Consider the following 14,735-nt stretch of genomic DNA (forward strand, 5'->3'; position numbering starts at 1 on the left):
TTGTAATTCAGGATCTATAAATGGTCAAGATTCAGCACGCTGCCAATTCTTGACCGGACTATGTTTTGATCATTTTTTCAGCGCAGAATAAACAGCTTATTCAGGCTGCTCATCGATAGGCTTTTTTGTAACTCTTTTTCTTGCAGGTTTTTTGACCGTTTCCGGCGCTTTTGCCGCTTCAAGTTCTGGCTGAACGTCTGCAGCCGCAGTATTTTCTGCCGCGGCAAAATAGCTGTCCTCAGGCTCATCTGCATCAGCCGCTTCCGCTAAAGTTTCAGATAAAGCCGGTTTTTGCGGCGGAACCGCATCGCTTGGCGCAACTTCTTTTTTCGCCAAAGCGTCCAGCTCTGCAGATACCTGCTCATCTGTTTCTTCAGGCTCTGCTTTGGCCGCCTGGCCTTTTTTCAGCACTTTTACCCGTCTGATCGTTGGACTGCCGGCTATTTCAATGGCCTGATCCAGGACAGGCTCAATCAAGCCCTGTTCAAGCTCTTTCAATGTGCCGAGCAATTTAGGCGCAGCCTGCGCCAGCAGTTCCAATGACTTTTCATAGGCAGCCAATGGCGACAGCTGGTGATCGGCATGCTGAATCAGGTATTCACGCGCGTGAGAAAACACCTCTTGCGCCTTTTGATTGGCTTCATCCACTAAACGGCGGCTATATACAGCGCCGATGCCTGCGCTGGCCAGCGGCGTCAGTTTCGCCAGCTTATCCAGCATGGAGATTTTCGGCATTTGATTCAGCCATGCCCATTTATACTGGCCATTGCCATCCAAGAAGTATTTTTTCAGCACTTCAGCATCGTTGCTCGAACCCAGCATTTGCTGCAATTGGCTGATATCGCTGTTTTGAATGGTGCTGGAAAATGCCTTTAACGCCATCAGCAAGGCTTGCTTCTCTGCAATAACGCCCAGATCAATCTGCTTGAAGATATGCTGCACAATGTCCTGATCGCTTTCTTTGCTCAAATCAAATCCGTATGAACGGCCGACTTGATAAATTACCCGCAGGGACATGACCAGCGATGCAGGAATATCAACCGCTGAACCCAGCACGCCTGTTGCGCCAGTTACCGCGCCCTGCAGCGAGGCAATCCATTTGTTTTGCTCCGCCAAGGCTTGGCTGAGGCGTCTGGAGCGGTCGACATCCTGCGTCAATTCTTCCAAATCGCGCACGCCGGCCTGATCCAGCACATCATCCACAGAGCTGACGCGGTTGCTGAATTGATTCAGCTGTCCAAATAGATAATCTGAAAGCTTGTCTGAAAATTGCGGCGAGACAAAATTCGCGACATTATTCAGTTTGCTGTAGTGGCTTCCCAGCAGCTGCCGCGATACAGCCGGAACATGTTCCCGCAGCACGTGCTGCGGGCTGTCATAGCTTTTGACATTGAATAGGCCTTTATCCTGCGCGGCGCCTTCAATCGCCTGCGCTTGATTTTCAGCAGGCACATACTTCGCCACGGAGTCCGGCGCCACATGATTCAGCATGGACACACCGGTCTTGCTGAGCTTTTTAGCCACTCCAAAGGCATTTGATAAGAATCCAGCTGACTGTTTATTATTAGAATCCGCCATTCACTCCCCCGCATCTTCAATTCTTGAAATTATTGATAAATACTAGGTGCTGTCTGAGTTTATCTCAATATCATTGTGTATCTTTTAGTTAATTTATCGGCCAACTCTGCACCATTCTGCACCGGCATCAATAGGCATAGGATTTGCCATAAGAATTCAAAAATCTTTCTGCTATCATAATTGCAATTGAACAACATGAGACGCGCACCGCTGCAGTGTTTGCAACACGCAGGGCTTGCGCCTCTCTACCTCACATAAAGGGATCTGTAGATGAAACGTGTTGTAATCACTGGTATGGGGATCAACTCATGCATTGGTAATACATTGGAAGATGTGACGAACTCTTTGCAAAACGGGATTTCAGGCACACGTTTTAATCCGACTTATGCGGAACTGAATTTTAAAAGCCATGTCAGCGCAGCTGCTGAGCAAGACTTTGACGGCATTGACCGCCGCTTAAAGCGCTTCATGGGCGTGTGCGCAATGTATGCCTACAATGCAGCCGTTGCTGCCGTAGAGCATGCAGGCTTGACGGCTGAACAAATCGGCGGCAATCCGCGTTACGGCATTGCCGGCGGTTCAGGCGGCGGTTCTACAGCTTCTGTCGTTGAAATGAAAGAACTGCTGGACACTAAAGGCGCGCGTAAAATCGGCCCGTTCTTTGTGCCGCGCAACATGACCAACACCATTACTGCCAACGTGGGCGTAGCCTTCAAAATGCAAGGCGTTGCACACACGATTACCAGCGCATGCGCAACTTCTGCAGATGCAATTGGTTACGCATACAACCTGATCCAATTAGGAAAACAGGATTTGATGCTGGCGGGCGGCGGTGAAGAAGATCACTGGTCTCAAAGCTTATTGTTTGATGCGATGGGCGCACTGTGCTCTAAATACAATGACACACCTGAAACAGCATCCCGTCCATATTCTGCGGACCGCGACGGTTTCGTGATTGCAGGCGGCGGCGGTTTCGTGGTGCTTGAATCTTTAGAGCATGCTCAAGCGCGCGGCGCGAACATTCTGGCGGAAGTGGTCGGCTATGCCGCAAACTCTGACGGCGCAGACATGGTTGCTCCATCTGGCGAAGGCGCAACACGCTGCATCCTGATGGCTTTAGACGAAGCGAAACAGCACGGCGTAGACAAAATTGACTATGTGAACACACATGGGACGTCTACTCCTGCGGGCGACGTGACTGAGCTTAAAGCGATGGAGCGCGCATTCGGTGAAGGTCAAGTGCCTCCTCTAAGCTCAACTAAATCGATGACAGGCCACAGCCTTGGCGCTGCCGGCGTGCAAGAAGCGATTTATTCTGTCCTGATGATGCAAAATGACTTTATTGCACCGAACATCAACGTGACTGAACTCGACGAAGGCGCAAAACCATTTGATATCGTGCTTGAAAAACGCGACGCAAAATTGAATACTGTGATGAGTAACAGTTTCGGTTTTGGCGGTGTAAACGCTTGCCTCATTTTCAAAAAATGGGAAGGCTGATTTAAAGCCTGCTATTTGGCGCTTCGGTGCCAAATAGCATGCCCACCGCCCTTTTAAGGGTACATTATGGATGCTCCATCAGATGCTTTCCTCTGGGTCAAAGCATTACATATCATCGCCGTTGTATGCTGGTTTGCAGCGCTGTTTTATCTCCCCCGCCTTTATGTTTACCATGCCATGAGTGATGATGCCGTCAGCCATCAGCGCTTTGAAGTGATGGAACGCAAGCTGTACCGCGGCATTATGTGGCCTGCAATGGTCGGCACACTGATCACGGCGCACTTTTTAGTGGATTGGGGCGATGCAACGCGGCACTATCATGAAGCGCTGTGGTTTTACCTTAAAGTCGGCTTGGTCGGCTTGCTGGTGATTTACCACTTTGTCTGCGGCTATTACCGCAAAAAGCTGATTGGCAATGCGCATTACAAATCGCATAAGTTCTGGCGCTTCTTTAATGAAATGCCGACGCTGATTTTATTTGCCGTGGTGATTTTAGTGGTGGTCAAACCGACGTTCTAAGTGCAAATCTATAAAACAAAAAACCTCCGGCACGGAGGTTTTTTATGCCCTAAATATCAACACAGCTGTCTGTTTTCAGCTGCAGGCCGGCAATTTTTTCCTTTGGATATGGCGGCTCGATACACAGCTTGCCGGCTTTCTCGAAATACCGCCGGCCCTCAGCAGGATCATTCAGTTCAGCCATGCTTCGGTACCCCTGATTCACGGCATTAAAGGCCAAAATCTTATTATTGAGCACCTGTGTCATCACCATATAGCGCTCATAGTTCGGCGCGCTGACTTGCGACAAAATATGCCCGACTGAATTTTTCAACCGCCATTTTGATTTCACAGGATGCTCAATTGCGCCGAGTTTCTGTTCCAATTCCGTGTACGGCACAGCTGAGAATGACCAATACAATGCGTTCTGCTCTGCAATCGCATTGAAGGTTTTATTCGGCAAATACACCCACGACATCTTCTTCCCATCGGCAGCATAAAATTGCGCCAGATATTGCGTGACTAAATATTGCGCGGCCAGTTCATTTTCCAAACTTGCCTGCAAACTTAATTGCTCCGGGCTTAACGCTAGCAAATTCGTTTTCGCCTGTATCCGCTGCTGTTCTCGCCGGATCTGATCAATCATCTGGCTCATCCAGTTTTGCATGAGCATTTTCTCAATGAGCGACAGCCGGTTTTGGGTGAAATCATGCGCCTGCTGGAATTGCGCCCTGTACTCAGACAGCTGATCTGCGGCATTCAGTTCAATATTCGCCAAGGTCAAAATCTGCAAGTGGCGAACATAGCTGTAATTGGGAGAGACCGCTTGCGGCGGCAGCACCAAAGAAACATATTGATTCTGCTGGAGCAGCCCAGAAAGGCGCTTTAAAGGAACGGCTTCCCGCTTGATCAGCTTTTGCAGCGCGGTTTGATTGTCCAAGATACGCTGTTCAAATTCATCCGAAGCCTGATGCAAATCTTGCTGCAATTGGTGAAGCAGCTGTTTTTCCGCATCAGAAAGATCTGCACGTGTGAGGCTCTGATTCAATCCTTGATCAATTTCAGGCTGCTGCAGGGCGTTCTGATTTTGAATGTAGTTGGCCCATTCCTGATGGTAACGGTAGCGGCCTAACGCATCAGCGTCCGCCTGATCCTTGGCATCCAGCCCCAAGAACGCAAAATAAGGATGCTGTTCAGTATCTGGATGATAAAGCAGATCTGTTTTTAAGTGTTTTTTTGAGCTTGCGCTTAAAGGCTCATCGGTGATCATCCACTTGGCCGCAGCCGCAATGAGCAAACAGATCACTATAAAGAAAGCACTCAGTCCAGCCCAAAGCTTATGTTTCATTTTTAATTTTTTTATCGCTTATCATTTATCCTATATTATTCAACAATAAGAAAAATTCAATGCACCCAAACATTTCCGATTGATTCTTCCTGTCAATCCGCTCCCGTTTTAAAACCGCTTTGCACAGCGACGGGCGCATTGTGGCCGTACAATATTTTCAAGATGGAATATTCTGCCCTCAGCAATCCACCGTACCGCTCAAGCTTGCGATTGAGCTTCAATGCAGCCATGTTTTGCGAATTTTTACATTCAGCGGCGTTGAATAATATTTTTCTATCGCCCAGCTCAGCAGGAATACCGCAATAAAATATGCCGGCAGCAGCATCAATTTTTCAATCGGCAGGGTTTCTTTAGGAAAATACACCACTTTCATCAGCCCCAAAATAATCAAATGAAACAGATACATTTCATAGCTGCGCTGACCGATCCACACCAAGGCGCGCGAACCGAAAGATTGCGCCTGCGTTTGCGGATCTTGCGCAAAACAGAATATCAGCACAGCTGTCAGCCCAGCAAAGGCACTGATCCCCCATGTGCTGACTTCTTTAATCGGCGCATGCAGATACAGCGCGCACATCAGCAGCGCAGTGAAAACAACAATCAGCTTAGAATGCCGCAGCGCGCCTTTAAAATGCTGCGCATACAGCGCGGTCAAACAGCCGATTGCGATGCCGTCAAAACTGGAAAAATAATGATACAGATAGGCGCCGCTTTCTTCGCCAAAATGCAGCCAGCGGAAATACGGCGCATAAGCGATAACCGCCAGTAAAAAAATTATCCAGCCTTTGCCGCGGCCCAAGCTCAAACACAGCAAAGGAAAAACCAGATAAAAAACTTCTTCGACAGACAACGACCACAGCACGCCCAAGGCATAATTCACCCAGCCGTATTCAATAATCAGCAGATTCATCCAAAAGCTGAAAGCGGACAGCACTGTCAGCCCATAAGACACTTCAATGCCATTGGGCGCCTGATTGATAAACGGCTTCAGGCCTAAACTGCCTAAACACGTGACCATCGCCACGAGCAGCACCAGGCAAGGGATAATCCGCGCAATCCTGCGCACATAAAAATCTTTCAGCCGAATGTGCGCCAAGGATCCGCTGCGCTGCAGCGTATGCTGGGTAATTAAAAAGCCGGAAATGACAAAAAACATGGTCACACCATAATTGCCGTTGCGGGCAATCAGCGTACTGAGGCTTTCACCCAAAATCTGGACGCCTAAAAAGGTATCGTGCAATTTGTAAGGAATATTAAAATGATGCAGCAGCACCAAAAGGATGGAAATGCCTCGAAGAAGATCTATTTTTTCATTGCGCATAAGATGCTGAATCTGTTATTGAATTTTTACCGAACTATTAAAAGCTAAATTGAAGGAAAATACAGTTTTTAATTATTACCAATGATGTATCTCTTCTTGTTAATAATATCTGGCGGATAGAGCCTAGAAGATTCATTCTCCCTCTCTCACGCATTCACTCTATAACCAATAAATATACTGCACTTCGCTGCAATCCCAAAAATCAAAGCCCGCATGATGCGAGCCTTGATGATAAGATTTCTGTACTGCGCAAAAATCAATCAGAGCTGTTCCAGCATCCGCCGTTTCACACGCGGCAAATACAGAACACGATAAGTAACTGCCAAAATCACCAGCCACAGCGGACTGATCATCAGCGCTTTAAGCGTATCCGGCTCCAAGCTCAAAATAACCAAAGCAAAGAATAGAAAGGCTAAAACGATATAGCTCATCCATACACCGCCCGGCATTTTAAAGGTCGATTTGGCATGATTCTCCGGCTGCTGTTTACGGTAGCGCAAGTAGCAGACCATGATCAGCGCCCAAATACTGATAAATAAAATCACGCACAGTGAACTGGCCAAAGTGAAGGCTTCAATGGTATTCGGTACAAAGTACTGCAGCCCCGCACCCGCCATAATAAAGAAGCAAGAGAAAATTAAGCCTTGAGCAGGGACAGCACGCTTAGATAATCGCGCCAACGCTTGCGGTGCCTGACCGCCTCGCGCCAAACCAAACAGCATACGTGAAGTTGAAAACACCCCGCTATTCATGGATGACATGACCGATGACAGCACCACCAAGTTCATAATAATGGCTGAAACTGGAATACCCGCATGCAGGAACAGCGATACAAATGGACTTTGATCTGCTGGAATTTTATCCCACGGTGTTACCGACATCACCACAAACAAAGACAGCACATAAAACAGGATAATTCGGGTTGGAATCGCATTGACGGCTTTCGGCAAGTTCTTTTCGGGGTCTTTGGTTTCAGCAGCCATGGTGCCTAAAAGCTCAACCCCGACAAAAGCAAACAGCGCAATCTGGAAACCAGCAAGGAAACCGTCTGAGCCTTTGGGAAACATGCCGCCATGCGACCAAACATTGCTAAAACTCGATGCAGTGCCATCTGGCGAATGAAAGTGACTAAACACCATAAAACCGCCAATCACAATCAGGCCTAAAATCGCCAAAATTTTGATTAAGGCAAACCAAAACTCCACTTCACCAAACAGCTTGACCGTCAGCAAGTTCAAACCTAAAACCAGCAGCACACAGCCTGCACTAATCAGCGCCTGCCCCATCGGGGTAAAGCCGACATCGGGCGGCAGCCAAAAGCCTAAATAGTTAATAATGGCAGCCAAATCTGCAATACCGACTAAAACCCAGCCCAGCCAATACGACCAGCCAATATAGTAGCCTGCGCCCGGTCCAATCAGATCATGCGCCATATCGATAAAGGATTTATAGTGCAAATTCGACAGCAGGATTTCACCTAGCGCGCGCATCAAAAAGAAAAACATCAGACCAATAATCATGTAAATGAACAGAATGGATGGTCCAGCCAAGGAGATGGTTTTACCCGAGCCCATAAATAGGCCCGTGCCGATAGCGCCGCCAATGGCGATCAGCTGTAAATGACGGTTAGACAGCTTGCGCTGTAGTTCATGAGGCGACGATTGCACGTCATCTTGATGTGTAGCCATAGTTGATGTCCTTATAATACTTGCAGCGGCGCAGTTCTCGATTAACGCTAACTGCCCTGCCCAATGTCCTATTGAGCTAAAACTGCCGAAGCAAGCATGGAAGATTCAAAAATAAAAAACTGCACAACTTAAGGTTGTGCAGCAGTGACCGCAATTTCAATCAGCCAGTCTGGATTAACCAGCTCCGCTTGGATGGTGGCACGTGCAGGTTTTGGTGAGTCTTTCAGCCATTCTGCCCACAGCGCATTTACAATTTTAAAATCTGAAAGATTTTTCAGGAAAAGCTGTGCAGATAACATTTTAGATTTGTCACTGCCCGCTTGAGCCAGCAATTGATCAATGGTGTTCAGCACATCCAAAGTCTGCGCTTCAATCCCTGCTTCCGAATTTTTCGGCACTTGTCCAGAGAGGTAAACCACTTGGTTAAACACTGTGACTGCGCTCATAAAATCATTGCTGCCGAATCGTTGAATAGGGTCTGACATGGTCATGCTTCCTTGTACATTTTCATCTTTAGGCACTAAGGCAGTGCCCGTTATAGACTGGTAAAATTAAAAATATTCGACTGAATTTTCAGTCTTTGAATAATCTGTTGAATCGATGATTAGGCTGCAGACTCAGCTGGAATACGCCCTGCATCGACCGTAAAAGGGACGCGCTGAGTCACAGCGCACATCAGTTCATAACCAACTGTGCCTGAGGCTTTTGCAATATCATCAATCGGCAGTACTGCGCCATTTGCAGCCTTGCCCCACAGCACCACTTCCGAACCAATGTCACTGTCAGGCAAATGGGTTAAATCCACCGCCAGCATGTCCATACTGACGCGGCCAATCAGACCTGATGCCTGACCATCAATCAGTACAGGCGTACCCGTTGGCGATACACGCTGATAACCATCAGCATAGCCACAAGCGGCAATACCGATACGCATGGTTTTTTCTGCCACAAAGTTCGAGCCATAGCCGACACTTTGCCCAGCCTGCAAAGTCTGCACACCGATAATTTCGGTACGCAGCGTCATCGTTGGCTGCAGCTGCCAATCGTGAATCGTATGCTGTGGATAATCAGGAGAACTGCCGTAAAGCATGATGCCACTGCGGGCAATATTGGACTGCAGCGCCGTTGAATGGCGCAAAATTGCAGCACTGTTACTGACAGTAACTGGTGCAGGAAACTGCTGAACCATCTGCTGGAAACATTGATATTGATACTGAATACCTGATTCACCAAAACGCTCACCATCTGCATCTGAAAAATGCATCATGTGTGTCAGGCTACGGACAATACTCATTTTTTGCAGCTCGACCCATGCTTCAGCATAGGCTTCAGGAGTAAAACCCAAACGATTCATACCTGAGTTCATTTTGACAAAAACATCAAACTGCGCCTGCGGATAGCTGTATTGAAATTGGCGCAGCCAGTCGATTTGATGTGCGCTATGCACGCTGAAACTCAATTTAAGCTGATGGCAGTCCAGTAAATCTTGCAGACTGAAAATACCTTCCAGCAGCAAAATATCCCCTTGCCAACCCAAAGCGCGCAGGCGTTTAGCTTCGGCAATATCCAGCAAAGCAAAACCATCTGCGTGTTTGAACGCCTCATAGACGCACTCTATGCCGTGACCATAAGCATTGGCTTTAACCACCGCATAAACGTGTGCATCAGACACATTCTGTCTAGCAAATTGCTTCGCCACCTGCAAATTATGCGCTAAGGCATCTAAATGAATGACAGCTTGTATCGGCCGTGACATGCTCTTCTTCCTTGAATCTATAAATAACAAAAATGCGGTTTGCCGAGCTACTTACCCTGCAAACCGCATTCTTTATGCTGCATGCGCGTAACGCTGCAGCGATAAGCCTTCTGTGCTGATCTCGGCCTGTTGTCCCAGTACAAGATCACTAATCAATTTTCCTGAACCGCACGCCATAGTCCAACCCAATGTGCCATGACCGGTATTTAGGAAGAGATTGTTGTACTTTGTCCGCCCAATAATCGGTGTGCTATCCGGTGTCATCGGACGTAAGCCGGTCCAGAACGAGGCTTGTTCTAAATCACCGCCTGGGAACAAGTCACGAGTGACCATTTCCAATGTGCCGCGGCGGTCTTGATTCAAGCCTAAATTAAAGCCGCTTAATTCCGCCATACCGCCTACGCGGATACGGTTGTCAAAGCGGGTAATGGCGATTTTATAGGTTTCGTCCAATACGGTAGATTGCGGTGCATGGCTTGGATCCACAATCGGCACAGTTAATGAATAACCTTTCACTGGATAAACTGGCAAATCCAAATTCAGCGGTTTTAAGAAATCACGTGAATAGCTGCCAAAAGCCAAAACATAGCGGTCTGCCGTCAGAACTTTGCCATTGACCAACACACCTTTAATTTCACCGCCTTCTACAATCAGTTTTTCAACATTTTGATTAAACTGAAAATCAACACCAAGTGTTTTAGCCTGTTCAGCCAAAGCATTGGTAAATAGGTAGCAATCACCGGTTTCATCATTTGGCAGATGCAGACCACCGACCAATTTATCTTTAGCTTCTGCCAATGCAGGCTCAACTTTGCTTAAACCATCACGATCCAGCAATTCAAACTCTACACCCGTTTCTTTTAATACTTCGATATCACGCTGCACCGCTTCCAGCTGTGAATCTTTACGGAACAACTGCAAAGTACCTTTTGAACGGTTTTCATAGCTGATGCCCGTTTCATCACGCAAAGTACGTAAGCAATCACGGCTATATTCCGCAACACGCACCATACGTTCTTTATTGATTGCATATTGGTCCGCACCACAGTTTTTCAGCATTTGCATCATCCACTGCAATTGCCACATGCTGCCATCCAACTGCACAGCCAATGGCGCATGATGCTGGAACATCCACTTCACCGCTTTAAAAGGAATACCCGGCGCTGCCCATGGAGTCGAATAGCCCGGAGAGATTTGGCCAGCATTACCAAAACTGGTTTCTTCTGCAGGTCCAGACTGGCGATCCAATACGGTGACTTGAGCACCTTGTTTTGCCAAATAATAAGCGCTGGTAACACCAATCACACCGCTGCCTAAAACAATTACACGCATAGTCTTGACCTTGACCTTATCCCTAGTTTATTTAACTAGTATATTTTGGGTTAAATAGTTAATCTTACTGTTTTAAAGACTTTATTTCAGTTGATTCACATGTTTTGTCGTGTAATTACAAAAAAGACAGGGAAAAATAAATGCGTAAATTAGACCGTATTGACCGCATGATTTTAGACATTCTGCAAAAGAATGGGCGCATCGCGATCAGCGAGTTAGCATCCCAAGTCAACCTCTCCACAACCCCCTGTTCAGAGCGGGTCAAACGGCTGGAGCGCGATGGCATCATCATGGGCTACTATGCACGGCTGAATCCAGAATTAGTCGATAAGCGCCTGCTGGTTTTTCTGGAGATTAAACTCTCGGCAAAATCAGGTGATGTTTTTGAACAAGTCGCGCGGGATTTATCTGAAATTCCTGAAGTGCTGGAATGCCACCTGATTTCAGGAGACTTCGACTATTTAGTTAAAGCGCGTTTAAAAGAAATGAGCACCTACCGCAAACTGCTGGGCAATCTTTTAAAAAAACTGCCGGCATCGGCATCTTCTCATAGCTATGTGGTGATGGAAGAAGTGAAAGAAGGCTTATATTTGGATCTGGACGCTTAAAGCAATCTGCTCACGCAAGGCAAACAACCAAGTCAAACAGCATAGCAGCCATCTTCAATTGACTGATTCGCCCCAAAAACCGCTGAATCTTCGGCAGTTTTTTTTAATTTTGAACAGAAATCCAGGCGGGAATATACTGTATCTGATCCTTAAAAAAACAGCATCCGTAGTTTCCAGCAATCGCCGGTTAGCGCCAAAATTTTGCAGCATGGATCGGCTGCATCATCAATTTTGAGCGTTTGAATCTGCTGCTATCTGACGTCAGCGTATAAAACTTGTTTTCAATCTCTGGCAACGTCTTAATCCGCGGGACATGAACCGGCGCGGCTTGATTCAGCTGACGCCGCATTCTTTTGCCAAGGCCTGAGGCAGAACCCAAAGCGTCTGATGGTTTGCAGCTTCCTTTTCAGCTTCCTTTTTGAATTCTGGCTTTTAATCGCAGAGTTTGAATTGGCTGGAACAGGCTGAAGCTTTATTTTATAGAGGAAAACAAACCGGCTGATATATAGCTTTAGATAGTTATGACTTTATATCGCCATGAGCGGAAGAGCCTTCGTCTCAAATAAAAGCAGCCATAAAATTCAGCCGCAAAAAAACCGCCAAAATTGGCGGTTTCTTGTTTCAGCAAAGCTGAAAAATCAGAAATTAACCCAGTTTCTTAGAAACGTAGTCAATTGCAGATTGAACAGTTGTGATTTCGTTAGAATCTTCATCTGGAATAGTGATGTCGAAGTCGTTTTCGAAAGACATAACAAGCTCAACCAGGTCAAGAGAGTCAGCACCTAAGTCATCCATGAAAGATGCTTCGTTTTTGATTTCTTCAACTTTAAGGCCCAGTTGTTCAGCTACTGCTTGTTTAACGCGTAGTTCGATATCGCTCACAGGAATTCTCCTCATTGCTTGTGGCGTTTTTAATGCCGTTAGTTTAATTGAATATAAAAAATTTGGGAAGTTTATACTTAGCCTTAAGCCATGTATAAACCGCCATTTACATGTAACACTGTACCAGTAATGTAACTTGCTTTGTCTGAAGCTAAGAAACCTACGGCATCAGCAATATCCTGAGGCTCACCTAAACGGCCTAAAGCCACCTGATCGCTCATTTTCTTACGAATTTCTTCGCTCAACTGTTCTGTCATTTCTGTTGCAATAAAGCCAGGCGCCACACAGTTCACTGTGATTTGACGGCTGCCCATTTCTTTTGCAAGGCTGCGGCTGAACGCTTCAATGCCGGCTTTGGCCGCTGAATAGTTCGCCTGACCTGGGTTGGCAAAATGCGCAACCACAGAACTGATATTAATAATGCGGCCAAAACGCGCTTTGGTCATGCCTTTCAGCACACGTTTAGACAAATGGTAGACAGCTTTCAGATGAATGTTCAAAATATCATCCCAATCGTCTTCCGACATGCGAAGCAGCAAGTTGTCTTTGGTAATGCCGGCATTGTTCACCAATGCAAGCACTGGGCCATAATTTTGCTCAATGTCAGACACCAATGCATCAATCGCTGCACCATCACGCACATCCAGCACTTTGCCTGCACCGTTGCCGCAAAAAGCAGCTGCCAGTTTTTCTGCGCCTGATTCAGAAGTTGCTGTGCCAACAACAAAATAACCGTCTTGAATCAGCTGCTGAGCGATGGCTGCGCCAATCCCCCGGCTTGCACCTGTAACCAGTGCAACTTTGCGTTCTTGTGTCATGCAATTTTCCCTTCAGCCATTAAAATGGCGTTTAGTGCATCTTCCAAGCGACCAGTAGAGTCGAGTGGAAATGCTTTTTCGATGTTCGGCAGGCGTTTCGCCATATTCGCAAGCACATTGCCCGGACCGCATTCAGCCACATACTGAACCCCTTGATCCTGAATGAACTGCATGGTTTTAGTCCATTGCACAGACTGATACAGCTGCGCAGTCAATGCCTGACGCAATTGCGCCGTATCAGCAGCAATTTCCGCGTTGACATTTTGTATTACAGGTATGCCCGGCAGCTCAATGGCAGTTTGTTCCAAAGCTTCTGCAAACTTCTCAGCGGCAGGCTTCATCAATGAACAGTGCGATGGCACAGATACCGGCAAGGCAATCGCTTTGCCTGAGTTTTCTTTCGCCAAAGCAATCACAGCATCAACCGCATCTTTAGTGCCGGCAATCACCACTTGGCCTTGCGCATTAAAGTTCGCCGCTTCAACACTGCCTTGGCCTAATGCGCTGGCTTGCGCGCACAGCTCAATGACTTTGTCATCATCAAAGCCCAAAATTGCAGCCATTGCGCCCGCGCCTTGCGGTACTGCATCCTGCATCAGCTTGCCGCGCAGGTTCACCAATTTCACAGCATCACCCAAGGTCATGGCGCCAGCAGCCACCAATGCGCTGTATTCACCCAAAGAGTGGCCTGCCAAGTATTTCGGCACTACACCGCCCAGCTCCAGCCACACGCGCCATAACGCAATGCTGGCTGTCAGCAGTACCGGCTGAGTAAATTCAGTCTGATTCAGCCCTTCACCGCTTTGCGCGATATGCCATAAATCAAAACCAACCGCTTCCGATGCTTCAGCAAATGTCGCCTGAACACCGCTAAACTGTTCTGCAAGATCAGCCAGCATGCCGACTTTTTGTGAACCTTGGCCAGGAAACAAAAATGCAGTTTTCGCTGCCAGGGCCGCTTGCTCGAGTTGTTTAGCAGACATAAAAAAATCCTTTAATTAAGATATGCTGAGACATGACTAAATGTTCATTATTTCAGCAAGACCTCATATGAGTTCATATGTGGGCGGAAATTTAACATTTAAATTTGCATTAGGTAATTGCCAAATACAACAAAAATCGGCACAAAAAAAGGGAGCTTAACGCTCCCATTTTTTCTACTAAGCTTGACGCTTAATACATCATCAATTATTCAGCAGATGCTTTAGCGAATAATTGACGACCACGGTAGATACCATCTTTAGATACGTGGTGACGACGGTGAGTCTCGCCAGTAGCTTGGTCTACAGTTAATGCATTCTCGGTTAAAGCGTCATGTGAACGGCGCATGTCACGGCGAGAGCGACTTTTACGGTTTTGCTGAACGGCCATGATGGCTCCTTACAAAGATCGAAAAAATGGATCAG

14 protein-coding genes are annotated in these 14,735 nt (G+C 47.0%); 3 read left to right on the forward strand and 11 right to left on the reverse strand.

Going from position 1 to position 14,735, the window contains the following annotated elements:
* Positions 1 to 96 precede the first annotated feature (96 nt).
* Complete coding sequence (locus ACE3T3_RS12660) at positions 97 to 1,578, reverse strand: EcsC family protein (RefSeq protein ID WP_374667469.1); 1,482 nt, start codon at positions 1,576 to 1,578, stop codon at positions 97 to 99.
* A gap of 270 nt (positions 1,579 to 1,848) precedes the next feature.
* Here ACE3T3_RS12660 and ACE3T3_RS12665 point away from each other — a divergent pair, with 270 nt between their 5' ends.
* Together ACE3T3_RS12665 and hemJ are read left to right on the forward strand one after the other, a co-directional pair.
* On the forward strand, positions 1,849 to 3,078 hold the full coding sequence (locus tag ACE3T3_RS12665; RefSeq protein WP_374667471.1) for a beta-ketoacyl synthase N-terminal-like domain-containing protein: 1,230 nt from the start codon (positions 1,849 to 1,851) through the stop codon (positions 3,076 to 3,078).
* A 66-nt stretch (positions 3,079 to 3,144) separates the two neighbouring features.
* Complete coding sequence (hemJ, locus tag ACE3T3_RS12670) at positions 3,145 to 3,597, forward strand: protoporphyrinogen oxidase HemJ (protein WP_374667473.1); 453 nt, start codon at positions 3,145 to 3,147, stop codon at positions 3,595 to 3,597.
* Positions 3,598 to 3,646: 49 nt separating this feature from the next.
* Here hemJ and ACE3T3_RS12675 read toward each other — a convergent pair whose 3' ends face one another.
* The 6 genes from ACE3T3_RS12675 to ACE3T3_RS12700 all read right to left on the reverse strand — a co-directional run bounded on the left by ACE3T3_RS12675 (position 3,647) and on the right by ACE3T3_RS12700 (position 11,021).
* A complete protein-coding gene (locus ACE3T3_RS12675) occupies positions 3,647 to 4,924 on the reverse strand; it encodes a hypothetical protein (RefSeq protein WP_374667475.1) in 1,278 nt (425 codons plus the stop codon).
* Positions 4,925 to 5,141: 217 nt separating this feature from the next.
* Positions 5,142 to 6,245, reverse strand: coding sequence for an acyltransferase family protein (locus ACE3T3_RS12680; protein ID WP_374667477.1), 1,104 nt, complete (start codon positions 6,243 to 6,245; stop codon positions 5,142 to 5,144).
* 260 nt (positions 6,246 to 6,505) lie between these two features.
* The gene (locus ACE3T3_RS12685; protein ID WP_374667479.1) at positions 6,506 to 7,933 is read right to left on the reverse strand and encodes an amino acid permease; all 1,428 of its coding nucleotides are present in this window, start codon (positions 7,931 to 7,933) and stop codon (positions 6,506 to 6,508) included.
* A gap of 128 nt (positions 7,934 to 8,061) precedes the next feature.
* Positions 8,062 to 8,424 carry a RidA family protein gene (locus tag ACE3T3_RS12690; RefSeq protein ID WP_374667495.1) on the reverse strand — a complete coding sequence of 121 codons (363 nt, stop codon included), beginning with the start codon at positions 8,422 to 8,424 and terminating at the stop codon, positions 8,062 to 8,064.
* A gap of 113 nt (positions 8,425 to 8,537) precedes the next feature.
* Positions 8,538 to 9,689, reverse strand: coding sequence for an alanine racemase (gene alr / locus ACE3T3_RS12695; RefSeq protein ID WP_374667481.1), 1,152 nt, complete (start codon positions 9,687 to 9,689; stop codon positions 8,538 to 8,540).
* Positions 9,690 to 9,761: 72 nt separating this feature from the next.
* A complete protein-coding gene (locus tag ACE3T3_RS12700) occupies positions 9,762 to 11,021 on the reverse strand; it encodes a D-amino acid dehydrogenase (protein WP_374667483.1) in 1,260 nt (419 codons plus the stop codon).
* Between the two features lie 140 nt (positions 11,022 to 11,161).
* Between ACE3T3_RS12700 and ACE3T3_RS12705 the strand changes: the two genes are divergently transcribed.
* Positions 11,162 to 11,629 carry an Lrp/AsnC ligand binding domain-containing protein gene (locus ACE3T3_RS12705; protein WP_374667485.1) on the forward strand — a complete coding sequence of 156 codons (468 nt, stop codon included), beginning with the start codon at positions 11,162 to 11,164 and terminating at the stop codon, positions 11,627 to 11,629.
* Positions 11,630 to 12,274: 645 nt separating this feature from the next.
* Here ACE3T3_RS12705 and acpP read toward each other — a convergent pair.
* The 4 genes from acpP to rpmF form a co-directional block, all read right to left on the reverse strand.
* Positions 12,275 to 12,511, reverse strand: coding sequence for an acyl carrier protein (gene acpP, locus ACE3T3_RS12710; RefSeq protein WP_067669528.1), 237 nt, complete (start codon positions 12,509 to 12,511; stop codon positions 12,275 to 12,277).
* Positions 12,512 to 12,594: 83 nt separating this feature from the next.
* A complete protein-coding gene (gene fabG / locus ACE3T3_RS12715; protein WP_374667487.1) occupies positions 12,595 to 13,329 on the reverse strand; it encodes a 3-oxoacyl-ACP reductase FabG in 735 nt (244 codons plus the stop codon).
* Positions 13,326 to 14,312: an ACP S-malonyltransferase gene (gene fabD, locus ACE3T3_RS12720; RefSeq protein WP_374667489.1), complete on the reverse strand. Its 987-nt coding sequence runs from the start codon at positions 14,310 to 14,312 to the stop codon at positions 13,326 to 13,328. The genes fabG and fabD overlap by 4 nt, the downstream gene beginning before the upstream one ends.
* Before the next feature lie 205 nt (positions 14,313 to 14,517).
* Positions 14,518 to 14,700, reverse strand: a complete 183-nt coding sequence (rpmF, locus tag ACE3T3_RS12725; RefSeq protein WP_004279227.1) for a 50S ribosomal protein L32 — start codon at positions 14,698 to 14,700, stop codon at positions 14,518 to 14,520.
* Positions 14,701 to 14,735 lie beyond the last annotated feature (35 nt).

Source organism: Acinetobacter sp., from assembly GCF_041919735.1.
In the GTDB taxonomy this organism is placed as follows: domain Bacteria; phylum Pseudomonadota; class Gammaproteobacteria; order Pseudomonadales; family Moraxellaceae; genus Acinetobacter.